The 12869-nt window shown below is 72.1% G+C and carries 15 protein-coding genes and 1 pseudogene; 9 read left to right on the top strand and 7 right to left on the bottom strand.

The genetic code is table 11. The features are described 5' to 3' along the window. Positions 1 to 51: 51 nt before the first annotated feature. Positions 52 to 915, bottom strand: a complete 864-nt coding sequence (locus ACPFP2_RS14585; RefSeq protein ID WP_424089695.1) for a deoxyribonuclease IV — start codon at positions 913 to 915, stop codon at positions 52 to 54. Continuing rightward, positions 915 to 2900, bottom strand: a complete 1986-nt coding sequence (gene pknB, locus ACPFP2_RS14580; RefSeq protein ID WP_424089694.1) for a Stk1 family PASTA domain-containing Ser/Thr kinase — start codon at positions 2898 to 2900, stop codon at positions 915 to 917. The genes ACPFP2_RS14585 and pknB overlap by 1 nt, the downstream gene beginning before the upstream one ends. Positions 2901 to 3044: 144 nt before the next feature. Between pknB and ACPFP2_RS14575 the strand changes: the two genes are divergently transcribed. Both ACPFP2_RS14575 and ACPFP2_RS14570 read left to right on the top strand, forming a co-directional pair. Further along, positions 3045 to 3434: an Rv2175c family DNA-binding protein gene (locus tag ACPFP2_RS14575; RefSeq protein ID WP_424089693.1), complete on the top strand. Its 390-nt coding sequence runs from the start codon at positions 3045 to 3047 to the stop codon at positions 3432 to 3434. Between the two features lie 548 nt (positions 3435 to 3982). Further along, positions 3983 to 4936, top strand: a complete 954-nt coding sequence (locus ACPFP2_RS14570) for a matrixin family metalloprotease (RefSeq protein ID WP_424089692.1) — start codon at positions 3983 to 3985, stop codon at positions 4934 to 4936. Between the two features lie 388 nt (positions 4937 to 5324). Here the strand turns inward: ACPFP2_RS14570 and ACPFP2_RS14565 are convergent, their stop codons facing one another. Beyond that, on the bottom strand, positions 5325 to 6407 hold the full coding sequence (locus tag ACPFP2_RS14565) for a polyprenyl synthetase family protein (RefSeq protein WP_424089691.1): 1083 nt from the start codon (positions 6405 to 6407) through the stop codon (positions 5325 to 5327). 9 nt (positions 6408 to 6416) lie between these two features. Further along, entirely contained in the window at positions 6417 to 7781 is a 1365-nt protein-coding gene (locus tag ACPFP2_RS14560; protein ID WP_424089690.1) for a transcriptional regulator, read from the bottom strand. Between the two features lie 361 nt (positions 7782 to 8142). On the opposite strand from ACPFP2_RS14560, the gene ACPFP2_RS14555 reads away from it, so the two are divergent. After that, a complete protein-coding gene (locus ACPFP2_RS14555; protein WP_424089689.1) occupies positions 8143 to 8388 on the top strand; it encodes a DUF6289 family protein in 246 nt (81 codons plus the stop codon). Positions 8389 to 8562: 174 nt separating this feature from the next. Here the strand turns inward: ACPFP2_RS14555 and ACPFP2_RS14550 are convergent, their stop codons facing one another. From ACPFP2_RS14550 to ACPFP2_RS14540, 3 genes are read right to left on the bottom strand one after another with little or no spacing between them, the layout of a single operon-like run. Beyond that, positions 8563 to 8955, bottom strand: coding sequence for a hypothetical protein (locus ACPFP2_RS14550; protein ID WP_424089688.1), 393 nt, complete (start codon positions 8953 to 8955; stop codon positions 8563 to 8565). A 26-nt stretch (positions 8956 to 8981) separates the two neighbouring features. Next, positions 8982 to 9188 (bottom strand): DUF397 domain-containing protein, encoded by a 207-nt coding sequence (locus ACPFP2_RS14545; protein ID WP_424089687.1) that lies wholly within the window; start codon positions 9186 to 9188, stop codon positions 8982 to 8984. After that, positions 9181 to 10056 (bottom strand): helix-turn-helix domain-containing protein, encoded by an 876-nt coding sequence (locus ACPFP2_RS14540; protein WP_424089686.1) that lies wholly within the window; start codon positions 10054 to 10056, stop codon positions 9181 to 9183. The genes ACPFP2_RS14545 and ACPFP2_RS14540 overlap by 8 nt, the downstream gene beginning before the upstream one ends. A gap of 174 nt (positions 10057 to 10230) precedes the next feature. Between ACPFP2_RS14540 and ACPFP2_RS14535 the strand changes: the two genes are divergently transcribed. From ACPFP2_RS14535 to ACPFP2_RS14510, 6 genes and pseudogenes are all read left to right on the top strand, one after another. Next, positions 10231 to 10386: a hypothetical protein gene (locus ACPFP2_RS14535; protein WP_424089685.1), complete on the top strand. Its 156-nt coding sequence runs from the start codon at positions 10231 to 10233 to the stop codon at positions 10384 to 10386. A 52-nt stretch (positions 10387 to 10438) separates the two neighbouring features. Next, complete coding sequence (locus ACPFP2_RS14530; protein WP_424089684.1) at positions 10439 to 10693, top strand: hypothetical protein; 255 nt, start codon at positions 10439 to 10441, stop codon at positions 10691 to 10693. After that, positions 10686 to 10859: a hypothetical protein gene (locus ACPFP2_RS14525; protein WP_424089683.1), complete on the top strand. Its 174-nt coding sequence runs from the start codon at positions 10686 to 10688 to the stop codon at positions 10857 to 10859. Before ACPFP2_RS14530 ends, ACPFP2_RS14525 begins: the two co-directional genes overlap by 8 nt. Further along, complete coding sequence (locus tag ACPFP2_RS14520) at positions 10846 to 11106, top strand: hypothetical protein (RefSeq protein ID WP_424089682.1); 261 nt, start codon at positions 10846 to 10848, stop codon at positions 11104 to 11106. Before ACPFP2_RS14525 ends, ACPFP2_RS14520 begins: the two co-directional genes overlap by 14 nt. Before the next feature lie 67 nt (positions 11107 to 11173). Further along, positions 11174 to 12091 carry a methylenetetrahydrofolate reductase [NAD(P)H] gene (gene metF, locus ACPFP2_RS14515; protein WP_424089681.1) on the top strand — a complete coding sequence of 306 codons (918 nt, stop codon included), beginning with the start codon at positions 11174 to 11176 and terminating at the stop codon, positions 12089 to 12091. A gap of 45 nt (positions 12092 to 12136) precedes the next feature. Then, positions 12137 to 12823, top strand: a pseudogene (locus tag ACPFP2_RS14510) (CDP-alcohol phosphatidyltransferase family protein); the annotation flags it as partial. Positions 12824 to 12869 lie beyond the last annotated feature (46 nt).

The following is a 12869-nucleotide window of genomic DNA, read 5'->3' as shown; positions in this document are numbered from 1 at the left end:
GGGGTGCGCGGCCGGGCGGGGTCGGCGGGCCGGGCGAAGGTGCGGGGTGGGTCAGGGGTGGAGGCGGCGGAGGGTGGCGATGTCGGTGGCGTGGCCCTCGTGCTTCTCCGTGGGGGTCTCCACCACGATCGGCACGCCGGCGGTCGCCGGGTGGGTCATCAGCTCGGCGAACGCCGGCTCGCCGATGCTGCCCTTGCCGATGTTCTCGTGCCGGTCCCGGGTCGAGCCGAGCAGGTCCTTGGAGTCGTTGGCGTGGACCAGCCGCAGCCGGTCCGCCCCCACGGTCGCCACCAGGGTGTCCAGGGTGGCGGTCATGCCGCCCTCGGCGGCCAGGTCGTGCCCCGCCGCCCAGGCGTGGCAGGTGTCGAAGCAGACGCCCAGCCCGGGGTGGCGGTCCACCGCGTCCAGGTAGGGGCCGAGGTGCTCGACCCGGGAGGCGAGCGAGCGGCCGCCGCCCGCGCTCGGCTCGACCAGCAGCATCGGCCCACCGACCGCCGCGGCCTCGTCCAGCAGCGGCAGCAGCGTCTCGCGTACCTGCCGCATGGCCGCCTCGAAGTACCCGGCGTCGACGGCGCTGCCGGCGTGGAACACCACGCCCTGCGCGCCGATCGCCCGGCCCCGGCGCAGCGCGTGCGCCAGGGTCTCCGCCGAGCGCTGCACGGTCGCCGGGGTGGGGGAGCCGATGTTCACCAGCAGGGAGGCGTGGACGAAGACCGGGACGCCCCGCTCACCACAGCCGTCACGGAAGAGCCCGTCCTGGGTCGGGTCGCCGGCCGGCAGCGCCCAGCCGCGCGAGTTGGAGACGTATACCTGCACCACCTCGGAGCCGGCCGCGTCCGCGTACGGCAGGGCCGCCTTGGCCAGGCCGCCCGAGGTCGGGGTGTGCGAGCCGACCGGACGACAGCTCGCCGTCATCACAGGCACCCGAGGGTGATCGTGGTGCCCGGCGGCACGGGGGAGTTCTCCGGCGGGTTCTGGAAACGGGCGATCCCGTTCGGGTTGAACTGCACGACGACCGCGAAGCCCTGGCTCTCCAGCTGCTGCTTCGCCTGCGGGCACGGCAGGTCCACCACCCGGGGCACGATCACCTGGGCGGGGCCCTTGCTGACGTCGAGCCGGACCTGCGCGCCCTTCTCGACACCGGCGCCGGTGGCGGGGCTCTGCCCGAGGATCTCGTCCTTGGGCTTGTCGGAGTCCTTGTACGTCTCCACCGGCACCAGGCCGAGCTGCGCCAGCGTCGACCGCGCCTCGTTGACGTTCTTGCCGACCAGGTTGGGCACCGAGATCGGCGCCTTGCCCTTGCTCAGCACGAGGGTGATCTTCGTGCCCGGCTTCACCTCGGCGCCCACCTTGGGGTTGGTGTCCACCACGACGCCCGCGGGCAGATTGTCGTCGTAGCGCGAGGAGCCCTTGACCACCACCAGGTTGGCGCTGGTCAGATCCGCCTCGGCCAGCTCGAAGTCCTTGCCGACCACGTCCGGCACGGGGAAGCGCTCCGGACCCAGGGACAGGGTCAGGGTGATCGTGCCGCCCTTGAGGATCTTCGCGGCCGAGGTGGGGCTCTGCGCCACGACGCTGTCCCGGGGGACCGTCTCGTCGTAGCGGGGCTGGGCGTACGTGATGGTGAAGCCGCCCCGGTCGGCCTGGGCCTGCGCCTCGGCCTTGGTCAGGCTCACCAGTTGCGGGGCGACCGTGTAGCGGCCCACCCCGACCCACCAGCCGCCGACCGCGGCGAGCAGGCCGAGGGCCACCACCGCGGCGGCGATCGAGAGCCGACCCCGGGAACCGGCCGCCACCTGCGCCCAGAGCGCGGCGAGCCGGGCCCGCAGGTCGGACTCCGGGGCGGCACGACGCCGGTGCGGCCGCTGCGGGCCGCCCTCGGGCAGCTTGGCCCAGGCGGGACGCGTGGACGGCTGGACCGCCGCGACCACCATGGTCGGCTGGGCGACCGCCGGCGCGTCGTCGGTCACCCGGCGCAGCACGGCGGTGTGGGAGTTGTTCGGGTTGCCCAGGTCGTCCCGGGCCACCTGCACCTCGGCCAGCAGGGCGCCGGCGTCGGTGGGGCGGGCCCCCGGGTCGCGTCGGGTGGCCCGCGCCACCAGGTCGTCGAGCACCCGGGGCAGCCCGGGCACCAGGGTCGACGGGGCCGGCACGTCCCGGTCGACGTGCTGCCAGGCCACCTCCACCGGCCGGTCGCCGTCGTACGGGACGCGACCGGTGAGCATCTCGAACAGCACGATGCCGGCGGAGTAGACGTCGGTGCGGGGGTCGGCGTGGCCGTCGGTGACCAGCTCCGGCGCCACGTACGCCACGGTGGCCATGAGCTGGTTGCCGTCGGCCTCGTCGGCGCTGGCCTCGACGGCGCGGGCCAGCCCGAAGTCGGCGACCTTGACGACGCTGTCGACGAGGTTGGCCGCCCCGCCGGTGGGCGCCTCGGCGACCAGCACGTTCTCCGGCTTGACGTCGCGGTGGACCAGCCCGGCCCGGTGCGCGGCGGCGACCGCGGCGAGCATCTGCTCCATGATCGCCAGCGCCTCGTCCGGGTTGAGCCGGCGTCGCTCGGCCAGTACGTCGCGCAGGGTGCGGCCCCGGACGTACTCCATCACCAGGTAGGGCAGGCCGGCGTGGACGCCCTGGTCGTAGACCGCCACCACGTTCGGGTGGGTCAACCGGGCGATCGTCTTGGCCTCGTCGGTGAAGCGCTCCATGAACCCGGCCGTGCGGGCGCGAGCCTCCGGGGCCTGGGACGGGTGAATGATCTTGACCGCCACGGTGCGCTCCAGGCGCTCGTCGGTGGCGGTGTACACGGTCGCCATCCCGCCGCGCGCGACGCGCCCGCGAATGCGGTAACGCCCGTCGAGCAGCGAGCCCAGCAACGTGTCGGCGACCTGTGTGTCCATCGGCAGGCAGTCTATGTGTCCGGAGGGTGAAGGTTGAACAGGATGCTACAGCCCGGGTACCGCTCCGGACCGTCCCGCCGCGCTTGCGCAGGCCACCCGGGGTGCCGCTGCGGCCCGTGCGGGGCGACGTGGCAGGGTGTTCGGGTGACCGATTCCGTACCCGCCGACCAGGCCTCCGGCACCGGCCTTCCCGGCCCGGCCGACCCGGCCGCCTGGCTGACCCTGCCCGACGTCGCCGAGCGCCTGGACCTGGGCATCAGCAAGGTCCACCAGATGATCCGCGACCGGGAGTTGATCGCGGTCCGCCGCGACGGCGTCCGCCGGATCCCGGCCGACCTGGTGGCGAACAAGACGGTGCTCAAGCACCTGCCGGGCGTGCTGAACCTGCTGACCGACGCCGGCTACGACGACGAGGAGTCGTTGGCCTGGCTCTACGCCCCCGACGACACCCTCCCCGGCGGCAGCGCGGCCACCGCCCTCGGCGGCGACCAGGCCCGCGAGGTCAAACGCCGCGCCCAAGCCCTCGGCTTCTGACTCGAAGATCGATCGTGACCAGACGCGCGGCAGCATCCCCTTCGGCGTTGGGCGTGGCGCGGGCATCGATGACGTTTGCGTGGTGCTGCCTGCTGGGTGGGTCCACGGCGGCGTACGCGGCTACGTGACGCAACGCGCCGGGCGGGTCTGCCGGTGTCGCGGTTGGTCGAGGCCCCCACCGGCGGCCGTCGCGCACGTGTCGGGATCCGCTGACAGGTCCACGGCCATAACGCTGGTGACTGATGCGGCGCTGGGTGCGAAGTGACCGTGGTGGCGTAGAGAACTTCATGATCAGCAATGCGAATTCATCCGCCACCTGCGCCTCCGCAGGTGCCACTCACCCCCGCGAATACCCAGCTCAGAGCCCCGTCATCGGACTACGTAATGACCCTGCGCGGCGCACGGACATGAATCTTGACGAACAGCACCCGGTCTCGTAGTGTATCTATGTATCCGAGTATTTAAGGACGCAATTATCAACGGGGGCTAGACATTCCATGACTCATCAACAAAAAAGCCGCGGTCGGGCAGTTGGCATCGTAATCGCATTGACCGCTTTGTTGCCTGCGGTCGCCTTGATGCCGGCGACCCCGTCGTTCGCTGCCGGGATCCCGTGCGACTCGACCCTGTCGCCGAGTGAAATCAAGGCGGTCGGCGTTTCTTGCCGATTGGCTCCGGCGACGGTCGTCCGAGTCGCCCAGGACCTCGAGGTTGTGGTTCCAGAGCCAGGCATGGTCGCCACGGTGCAGCTTCTCCGGACGCACGGTTCGGCGAGTCCGAGTGCGGCGTCCGTCTACCGGGCGGCCGACGGTCAGCTGGCGCTGCGGATCGACGGAGAGCCTGCGGTGGGATCCACTGCCACGGCGGGTGCTCTCAACCGTATTCTCGCCAAACCAGAACAAGCTGGGGCGACGAAGACTCAGGCTTCCCCGCTCGCAGCCGCGCCTGCATGGTGTGGCAGCTATACGCAATACGCCTTCAGTGGCGGGGTGTGGGCTAACTCTACATATCCCTGGATCTACAACAGTAAGTCACAGCCGGCCTCAGATGCGCTTCAAGCCATTCAGTACGGCTTCAAGTTCATAACTGACGATACTTCCGCGTGCGGCACGGACTGGACGGCCGCCACTTCCGACTACCGGGGGTCGACCACCCGTTACACGTGGGGAACGAGAGACTACGGAAATGTGGTCGGGTGGGCCGGATTCGATCCGGGCATCTTGGGGGTTACTTACTCGTGGGTCGACGGCTCCGGCTTCAGAGTGGAAGTCGACATAGCATTCAACAATCGAGTCACGAATTGGTTCACCGGTCTCTCCGGAACCGTCCCTTCGGGGCGGTACGATCTCATCTCCGTTGCCACGCACGAGGCTGGGCACGGCTTTGGCCTGGCGCACTACACGTCCTCCTCCTATCCGGTGATGTATCCGGCGCTCGGTACGGGAGTGAACAAGCGAGTCAAGCGAAGCGGTGATCTCACGGGGATGGGTGTCTTGTACTGACGGGGACGCCTCGGGTCGGTACTCCGACGTCACCTGGCTTCGGCGTCGGGCGTGGCGCGGGCATGAGGACGGCCACCGCGTTGATCATCGATGGTTCGTGAGGACAACCGAAGATCGTGCGGTGGCCGCGTGCCACAGCGGAGACCCTGGCCGTTGGCGCGTTGGACGAGGCGGTGGAACGTAAGACCTGTCGGTCCCTCGCGTAACGGGCGGGTCGCGATGGTCCGCAGGCGATGCAGCGGCTGCCGGGTACGGCGGTGTCGGCACGGGCCGATGATCATGAAGTTGGCGGCAGTCGTGAAGATCCACGACTGCCGCCAACTTCATGATCACCCCACCTCGGGCGGGCGGGAGACCGGCGGGTGAGAGCCCAGGGGGCCAGCAGGCGTCAGTCGGCGCGGCGGGTGGCGGCGATGGCTAGGTCGACCAGGGACTGGCGGGCCTCGGTGTCCAGGTCGACGGCGGTGAGGGCGGCCAGGGCGGCGTCGGTCAGGGTGACGATCCGCTGCTCGGTACGCGCCAGCGCGCCGCACCCGGTGATCAGCTCGCGCAACTTGGCCACCCCGTCCTCGTCCAGCTCCGGGTCGCCCAGCCGGGACAGCAGCAGCTCACGGCCGGCGTCGTCGGTCGCCTCCACGGTTGCCGCCACCAGGTAGGTGCGCTTGCCCTCGCGCAGGTCGTCGCCGGCCGGCTTGCCGGTCTGCGCCGGGTCGCCGAAGACCCCGAGCACGTCGTCGCGGAGCTGGAACGCCTCGCCCAGCGGCAGCCCGTACGCCGAATAGGCCGCGCGGACGTCCGCCGACGCCTCGGCCAGCGCCCCGCCGAGCAGCAGCGGCCGTTCGACGGTGTACTTCGCCGACTTGTACCGGGCCACCTTGCCGGCCCGCTCCACCGAGGTGTCCCCGGTGGCCTGGGTGAGCACGTCCAGGTACTGCCCGACGGTCACCTCGGTGCGCATCTCGTCGAAGACCGGGCGGGCCCGCGCCACCGTCCGCGGCTCCAGGCCGGCGCTGTGCAGCAGCTCGTCGGACCAGACCAGGCAGAGGTCGCCGAGCAGCACCGCCGCCGCGTCGCCGAAGCCGTCCGGGTCACCGGCCCAGCCCGCCGCGCGGTGCCGGGCGGCGAACCGCCGGTGCACGGAGGGCTCGCCGCGTCTGGTGTCCGACCGGTCCATCAGGTCGTCGTGGATCAGGGCGCTGGCCTGGACGAACTCCAACGCCGCCAGGGCCGTCACCACCTGGTCGGAGTCCACCCCGCCGGCTCCCCGGTATCCCCAGTACGCGAACGCCGGGCGCAGCCGCTTGCCGCCGCCCAGCACGAACGCCTCGATCGCCTCGGCGACCGGCGTCAGCGCGTCGTCGACGAGGGCCAGCCGGGCGCGCTGGTGCGTCAGGAACTCGGCCAGGGCCTTGTCGACCCGCTGCCGCAGGCCGGCACGGTCGACGGGGGAGACGGGAGCAGCGTGGGTCACGCCAGAACGCTAACCGGTCCGGGTCGGTCCCGCCCCACCACGGGGTCGGCGCGTCGTCGCGGGTCGGCGGGGCTCCGGCGGCCGGGGCAGGTAGGGGCGGGCGTCGGCGAGCCGCCGACGCCAGCGTCGTACCGCCGGCTCGGCCCGGTGTGCGGCGAGCCGCCGGTCCACCTCCACCAGCGCGGTGGCGGCCCGCGCCGAGCCGGCCCGGACGGCGTTGCGCAGCGCGGCCCCGGCCACGGCGGCGGCCTGGTCGACCTCGCCGAGCTGGACCAGTCCCCGGGCCAGCCAGCCGCCGTAGACGGCCGCGCTGCGCGGGCCCCGGCCGGATCCGGCGGCGCGCAGCAGCGGCACCGCCGGCCCGGGGCGGCCCAGCGCGACCAGCGTGCGGCCGGTCATCGCGGCCAGCTCGTCGCCGTCCAGCCAGTAGAGCCACGCCGGTTCGATGGCCGCCTCGACGGTCTCGGCGGCGCGCCGGGCGGCGTCCAGTGCCTGCCGCCCGGCCGGGGTCCGGCCGGTGAGCGCGGCGGCCAGCGCCACCCGGTGCAGCAGCAGCGTCCGCAGTCCCGGGCTGGCCGTACGGCGGGCGCCGGCGTATCCGGTCCGGGCCAGCAGCAGCGCGCCCTCGGCGTCGCCGGCACCGGCCAGCAGGTGGCTGGCCGAGCCGAGCACGTGCCCGGCGAACGCCCGGTCGCCGGTCGCGGCGGCGGCCCGCAGCCCGAGACGGTGCGCGTCCAGCCCGGCCGCCAGGTCACCGGCGTCGCCGTCGAGCCACCCGGCGAACTGGGCGGCCTCGGCCAGCGCCGGCAGCAACCGCCGCCGCCCGGCCGGACCGGCACGGCGCAGCGCCCGGGCCACCCGCCGCAGCCGGTACGCCCCGGCCGGGGCCAGATCCGCGCCGCCGGCCAGGTCGTCGAGCCGGCGCAGCTCGGCGAGCCCGACGGCACCCGGCGGCCCTGCCTCGACGCCGTCGGGTGCCGGGCCTGCCTCCGACCCGTCCGGCGTCGGCCCGGCGACGTGCCCGATCGTCGCCGGGTTGAGCAGCAGGGGCGCGGACGGGTCCGCCGCCCAGCGCCGGGCCATGGCCAGCAACGCCGACCGGGAGCGGGCCGTGGCGGGACCGGGTGGGCGGCTGCGCGCCGGCACGTCGTCGAGCAGTCCGGCCGGTGCGTCCAGCACCGCGGCGAGGTGACCCCGCCAGCGCTCGCCCGGCACCCGTACCGCCCGCTCCCAGCGGGACACCTCGTGCCGGGTCAGGGTGGGCGTGCCGGCGGCGGCGCAGAGCGCGTCGGCGAGGCGCTGCTGGCTCCAGCCACGGGCCAGGCGCAGCTGGGCGATCAGCGGCCCGAGCAGGCTCGGGTCGGGCGGGGTCATCGGTCCTCCGGCACGGGTGTCGGCGCGGCCACGCCCGCCCGTCCACCAGGACGGGCCGGCACGCCGCCGGTCGGTGCTGACCCCCGCGCACGACCCCCGGCACCCGCCCCCGACCGGCACCGTCCGCGCTGGTCCCTGTTCTACCCCGGGGGTACGACGCTTCGCCGCCGCCCGACGTCGGAGGGGAGGCCGTACGGCTCGTCGCGTACGTCGGGGTCGCGGCTCGTCCCGAGCGCGCAGCCGGCCGGGGCACCGTCAGGACCTGATTGTGAGGTTTCACGGAGCGTGCACCTATCAGGACTAACGATATTCACTTCACTCAATATAAAATGTTGACCTTGAGTTATATCAGGGAGGCAGTATGCGCAGGTCACGAAGCCGTGCCGTCCAGCTCGTCGCCGTCGCTGCGGTGGCCTGCCTGAGCCTTCTCGGCACCGCCACACCCGTGCAGGCGAAGGGCGTGATCACCTTCGTCGCCTACTTCGACGACGCTTCGCACTCCAACCTCGTCGGCTCCTCGACCTTCAGCGAGTGCCCCGGCGACCCCAGCTACCACTGGGGCGCCTACACCCCGTACTACACGATCACCTCGGAGCCCTGCCCCTGACGGCCCGCGGCGGCAACGTTCGGATGATCGAGGCTCCGAGATCCTGATGGCACCGCAGCCCTGGGTGGGTACCGTCCTGGGCCATGTCTCGAATCACCGTGCGGCCGATGAACTTTGCTGATCCGGCCGCGTGCGGGGTCGGTGGATCGGCGAGTTCAGCGGTGAGGTTGCCCGCTACTTCGGGTCGTCGGTCTGCCAGGGATGGAGGAACTGCTCGGGCCGTAGGTGCCATGTCTCGATGGCCGCGACGAGTTCAGCCTCATCGGTGACGGTCATGGCCTGCACGAGGACCGCGCCGATGTCGTAGTCGAAGCCGGCGAGCCGAGCGCCGTCGTAGTCCCACTGCTCGATCGTGAAGGTGCGATCACGATCCGACCGGGTCCACTGCTGCCGATGCGCGTCGGAGTCGGCGGTGGTCGGGACGGGCCGGATCTCGACGAACGCCCGCCGGCCCGGTCCGGAGGCGGGTACCTCGGTCACCAACCGTCGGCCGAGGCGCAGCGCGGTCAACATGGCGGTGGGCCACTGCGGATGGCCGCCGCCCGTGTCCGCGCTGCGATCCGACATGTCAGGCGCTCTCCCGGGGCGGTGTGTCAGGGTGCCGGGTGGAGGGCGTCGGCCCGGACGGCCCGGGTGAAGGTGCGCCACTGCCCGTGGGTGAAGACGAGGGCCGGGCCGGTGACGTCCTTGCTGTCCCGGACCCCCACCACGCCGGGCAGGTTGTCGGCCACCTCGACGCAGTTGCCCTGCGGGCTGCTACGACTGCTCTTGCGCCAGGTCGCTCCGCTGAGTTCAGCCATGACTTATCTCCTTGATCTCTCGCATGAGCTTGCGGGATTCCTCGACGTTCAGTGCCTCGGCGGTGAGTAGCTTCCACACGTTGGCGTAGGCCATGACTTCCTCCATTCGGTCGAGATAGAGCGCTCCGGCCAGCTTCTCGGCGTAAACGGTGGTGGGTTCGGCGGAGCGGGCGCCCTTTGACGGGAAGTCCAATATGACGAAGCTGCCTGCGACATCCGCTTGCGTCAGCCTGCTGTTCAGCGGGAGCACCCTCAGATTGATGTTTGGTGCGTCGCTTGCTGCGATGAGTCGGTCGATTTGCTCGGACATGCCGGGCACCCGCCTGTGTAGCACCAATTCGCTGATGACGGCATCCAGTTCAAGGGCCTTCGGTCGATTCCTGACGAGCAGGCGCTGCCTCTTGGCGCGGAAACCGACAACCCTGGCTGCGTCCTCCTCGGTGCTGCCGGGTGCCATCCGGGCTATGTGAGTGGCGTACTCCGGTGTCTGGAGCAGACCTGGCACCAGGGCGTGTTCATAGGTGCGTATGCGGCTGGCGGCGGATTCCAGGCCGACGTACAACTGGAACCAGCGGGGGATGACCTCCCCGTAGGCGTGGTACCAGCCCTTGCTCTTCGACTCCTTGGCGAGGCTGACCAGGACTTCGGTCAACTCCGGAGCGGCCTGGTAGAGCCGGCACATCTGGTCCACGTCCAGCGCGCGCACCGGGGTCTGTCCGGCCTCGATGCGGTACATCTTGGCGCGGGACCACTCGAGATCAGCGGCGGCCGCCTCCAGCCCGATCCCCGCCTGCTCCCTGGTCTGCCGCAGCAACCGGCCGAGTTCCCGCCTCGGCACGGTCGAGCCGATTTCCGTCACGGCCACCATCCTCTCTGTCTCATGCCGACACGTCATCCGACGTGCCGTGAGACGGCTCGCGCATCACGACTCGAAAGACGCGTCTCTCCCTATGAATGTCTCACGTGGAGTGTTGCAGCGGGTGCCCACCACTCCGGATCGTGGCTGGCAGACAGTCGTCCGTCGATCGCGGGAGGTGTCGTCGTGGCCCGGTGGAAGTGGTTCCGGAGGAAAGATCGACCAATGGACGTGGTGCGGCGTCCGCGCTACGCGCACCGGGCCGGCGCGTACGGCCCGCCGGCCGGTGACAAGCCGGCCTGGAACGCCCCACCGCCGTCCTCCCGCAGGACCGGCCGTTGATGACCATGGCCGCGCAGTGGCGTACCCGTAACGCGGTGAAGGGTTCCCGGTGGTGAGCGAGCACCTGCCCCGCCGGCCGAGCTGGGCGTGCCGGGGCTGCGCCGAGCCGTGGCCGTGCCCCGCGTACCGTCGGCGGCTGCGCCCGGCGCAGCAGCCGCTGGCGGTGGTGGTGCTGACCACCCAGGCCGTCGATGCGATCCGGGACCTGGCCGAACCGCCGGAGCGGGTGCTGCGCCGGTTCCTCTGGTTCACCCCGCTGACCGAGGCCGACTGCCTCGCCGTCCTGCGGAACACCGGCCATGCGTGAGGGACGCGCGGAGCCGCCGTTCGCGGTGCTCATGGCCGGCTACGTGATCGACTTCCACCACCGGAACGTCTGTTCCCGGTGCCGGCCGGACGGGTCGTGCCCCCGGCTGACGGCGGCGGGGAAGACCCTGCGGGCCTGGCGGGACCGCCGCGATGCGCGCCGGTGACCTGCTGCTGGTGACCCGGGCCGCCAGCGTGCAGTTCGTCCGCCCGATCAGGTTCCGGGTGATCCGGGTGCTCGATCTGACCACGTACCCGGGATGGGTCTGGCTCGACGGGTACCAGCTCGACGACCGGGACCAGGCGGTGGCCCGGCGCTCGATCTACGTACAACGGGCAGGGTTGAGGAAAGCGGACACCGTGCGGCCCGGGCGGCCCCGGACCCCGACGGCGGCCCGTCGACGCCGGCACTGACGACGGCGGTCGATGCCGCGATGGGAAGGTCGTGGGTACGGCCGCCGTCGCCCGCTAGAGTCGGGGCGTGGCGCTCGGTCTTCCCTCCGTCCTCCCCAATCCGCAGCCGGCGATCGGGGAGCTGATCCGTGACCGCCAGCCCACCTTCTCGTTCGAGTTCTTCCCGCCCAAGACGCGCGAGGGGGAGCGCCTGCTCTGGCAGGCCATCCGCGAGCTGGAGTCGCTGCGCCCCTCGTTCGTCTCGATCACCTACGGCGCCGGCGGGTCGACCCGGGACACCACCGTCGCGGTGACCGAGCGGATCGCCACCGAGACCACGCTGCTGCCGATGGCGCACCTCACCGCCGTCAACCACTCCGTCGCCGAGCTGCGCCACGTCATCGGCCGGCTGGCCGGCGTCGGGGTGCGCAACGTGCTCGCCGTGCGGGGCGACCCGCCGGGCGACCCGGGCGGCGACTGGGTCCGCCACCCCGAGGGCGTGCTGTACGCCGAGGAGCTGGTCCGGCTGGTCCGCGACGCCGGTGACTTCAGCGTCGGGGTGGCCGCCTTTCCCTACAAGCACCCGCGCTCGCCCGACATCGCCAGCGACACCGCGCACTTCGTCCGCAAGTGCCGGGCCGGGGCGGAGTTCGCGATCACCCAGATGTTCTTCGACGCCGACGACTACCTGCGGCTGCGCGACCGGGTCGCCGCCGCCGGCTGCGACACCCCGATCCTGGCCGGGGTGATGCCGGTCACCCAGATGGGCACCATCGAGCGGTCGGTGCAGCTCTCCGGCGCGCCCTTCCCGCCCGCCCTGGCGGAGCGGTTCGCCCGGGTCGCCCACGACCCGGAGGCGGTTCGCCGGCTCGGCGTCGAGCAGGCCAGCGAGATGTGCGCGAAGCTGCTCGACGAGGGCGTGCCGGGCATCCACTTCATCACCCTCAACCGGTCCACCGCGACCCGGGAGGTGTGGCGCAGCATCCAAGCCGGCGCCCGGGTGTGAACGCCCCGACCCCGACACCAGAACCGCGCCGCGACGGTTGAGGAGATGGTGGGCACACAGCAGCTGAAGTGGGACGACTACGCGACCGCCTGGGCGCGTCTGCACGGTGGCTTCGATCCGCGCGTCGCCGCCCCGGTGGTACGCGCGTGGCTGCGCTTCGCGTACCACGTCGGGTACATCCTGGGCCGGCTCAAGGTCACCCCGACCGCCGTCACGGTGGCCGGGGTGCTGCTCTGCTTCTGCGTGCCGCTGTTCGCCGTACGGGGGGTGGACGGCCCGATCCTGGGGGCCCTGTTCGTGCTGCTGGCCTCCGTGGCCGACAGCGTCGACGGGGCGGTGGCGGTGGCCACCGGCCGCACCACCCGCCTCGGCTACGTCTACGACTCGATCGCCGACCGGCTCGGTGAGGTCGCCTGGCTGGTGGCGTTCTGGCTGGTCGGAGCACCGGGGGCGCTGGTGGTGGCCGGCGGCGCGCTGTCCTGGCTGCACGAGTACCTGCGGGCCCGGGCCGTCGCCGCCGGGATGCGGGAGATCGGCGTGGTGACCGTGGGGGAGCGCCCCACCCGGGTCAGCGTGGCCCTGGTCGGGCTGCTGCTGGCCGGGCTGACCGGCATGATCGACCCGGACCTGGCCGCCGGCACCATCACCATGGCCACCGCCGTCTGGGTGCTGCTGGCCGGCTTCGGCCTCGGGCAGCTGCTGTCCACCGTCCGCCGGGCGCTGGTCGACGCCGGATCGGAAGAGCACACGTCTGAACTCCAGTCGGTGTGTCGCGGTG

Source organism: Micromonospora citrea (assembly GCF_049629545.1).
Classification (GTDB): domain Bacteria; phylum Actinomycetota; class Actinomycetes; order Mycobacteriales; family Micromonosporaceae; genus Micromonospora; species Micromonospora citrea_A.
Note: the sequence above shows the minus strand (reverse complement) of the source record. Positions and strands in the feature narration are given on the sequence as shown.

Excerpts from the sequence above, each read along its gene's own strand:
- ACPFP2_RS14560 (WP_424089690.1), bottom strand. The coding sequence starts at position 7,781 with ATGACCCCGCCCGACCCGAGCCTGCTCGGGCCGCTGATCGCCCAGCTG.
- ACPFP2_RS14545 (WP_424089687.1), bottom strand. The coding sequence starts at position 9,188 with ATGGCTGAACTCAGCGGAGCGACCTGGCGCAAGAGCAGTCGTAGCAGC.
- ACPFP2_RS14540 (WP_424089686.1), bottom strand. The coding sequence starts at position 10,056 with ATGGTGGCCGTGACGGAAATCGGCTCGACCGTGCCGAGGCGGGAACTC.
- pknB (WP_424089694.1), bottom strand. The coding sequence starts at position 2,900 with ATGGACACACAGGTCGCCGACACGTTGCTGGGCTCGCTGCTCGACGGG.
- ACPFP2_RS14525 (WP_424089683.1), top strand. The coding sequence starts at position 10,686 with ATGCGTGAGGGACGCGCGGAGCCGCCGTTCGCGGTGCTCATGGCCGGC.
- ACPFP2_RS14555 (WP_424089689.1), top strand. The coding sequence starts at position 8,143 with ATGCGCAGGTCACGAAGCCGTGCCGTCCAGCTCGTCGCCGTCGCTGCG.
- ACPFP2_RS14550 (WP_424089688.1), bottom strand. The coding sequence starts at position 8,955 with ATGTCGGATCGCAGCGCGGACACGGGCGGCGGCCATCCGCAGTGGCCC.
- ACPFP2_RS14585 (WP_424089695.1), bottom strand. The coding sequence starts at position 915 with ATGACGGCGAGCTGTCGTCCGGTCGGCTCGCACACCCCGACCTCGGGC.
- ACPFP2_RS14520 (WP_424089682.1), top strand. The coding sequence starts at position 10,846 with ATGCGCGCCGGTGACCTGCTGCTGGTGACCCGGGCCGCCAGCGTGCAG.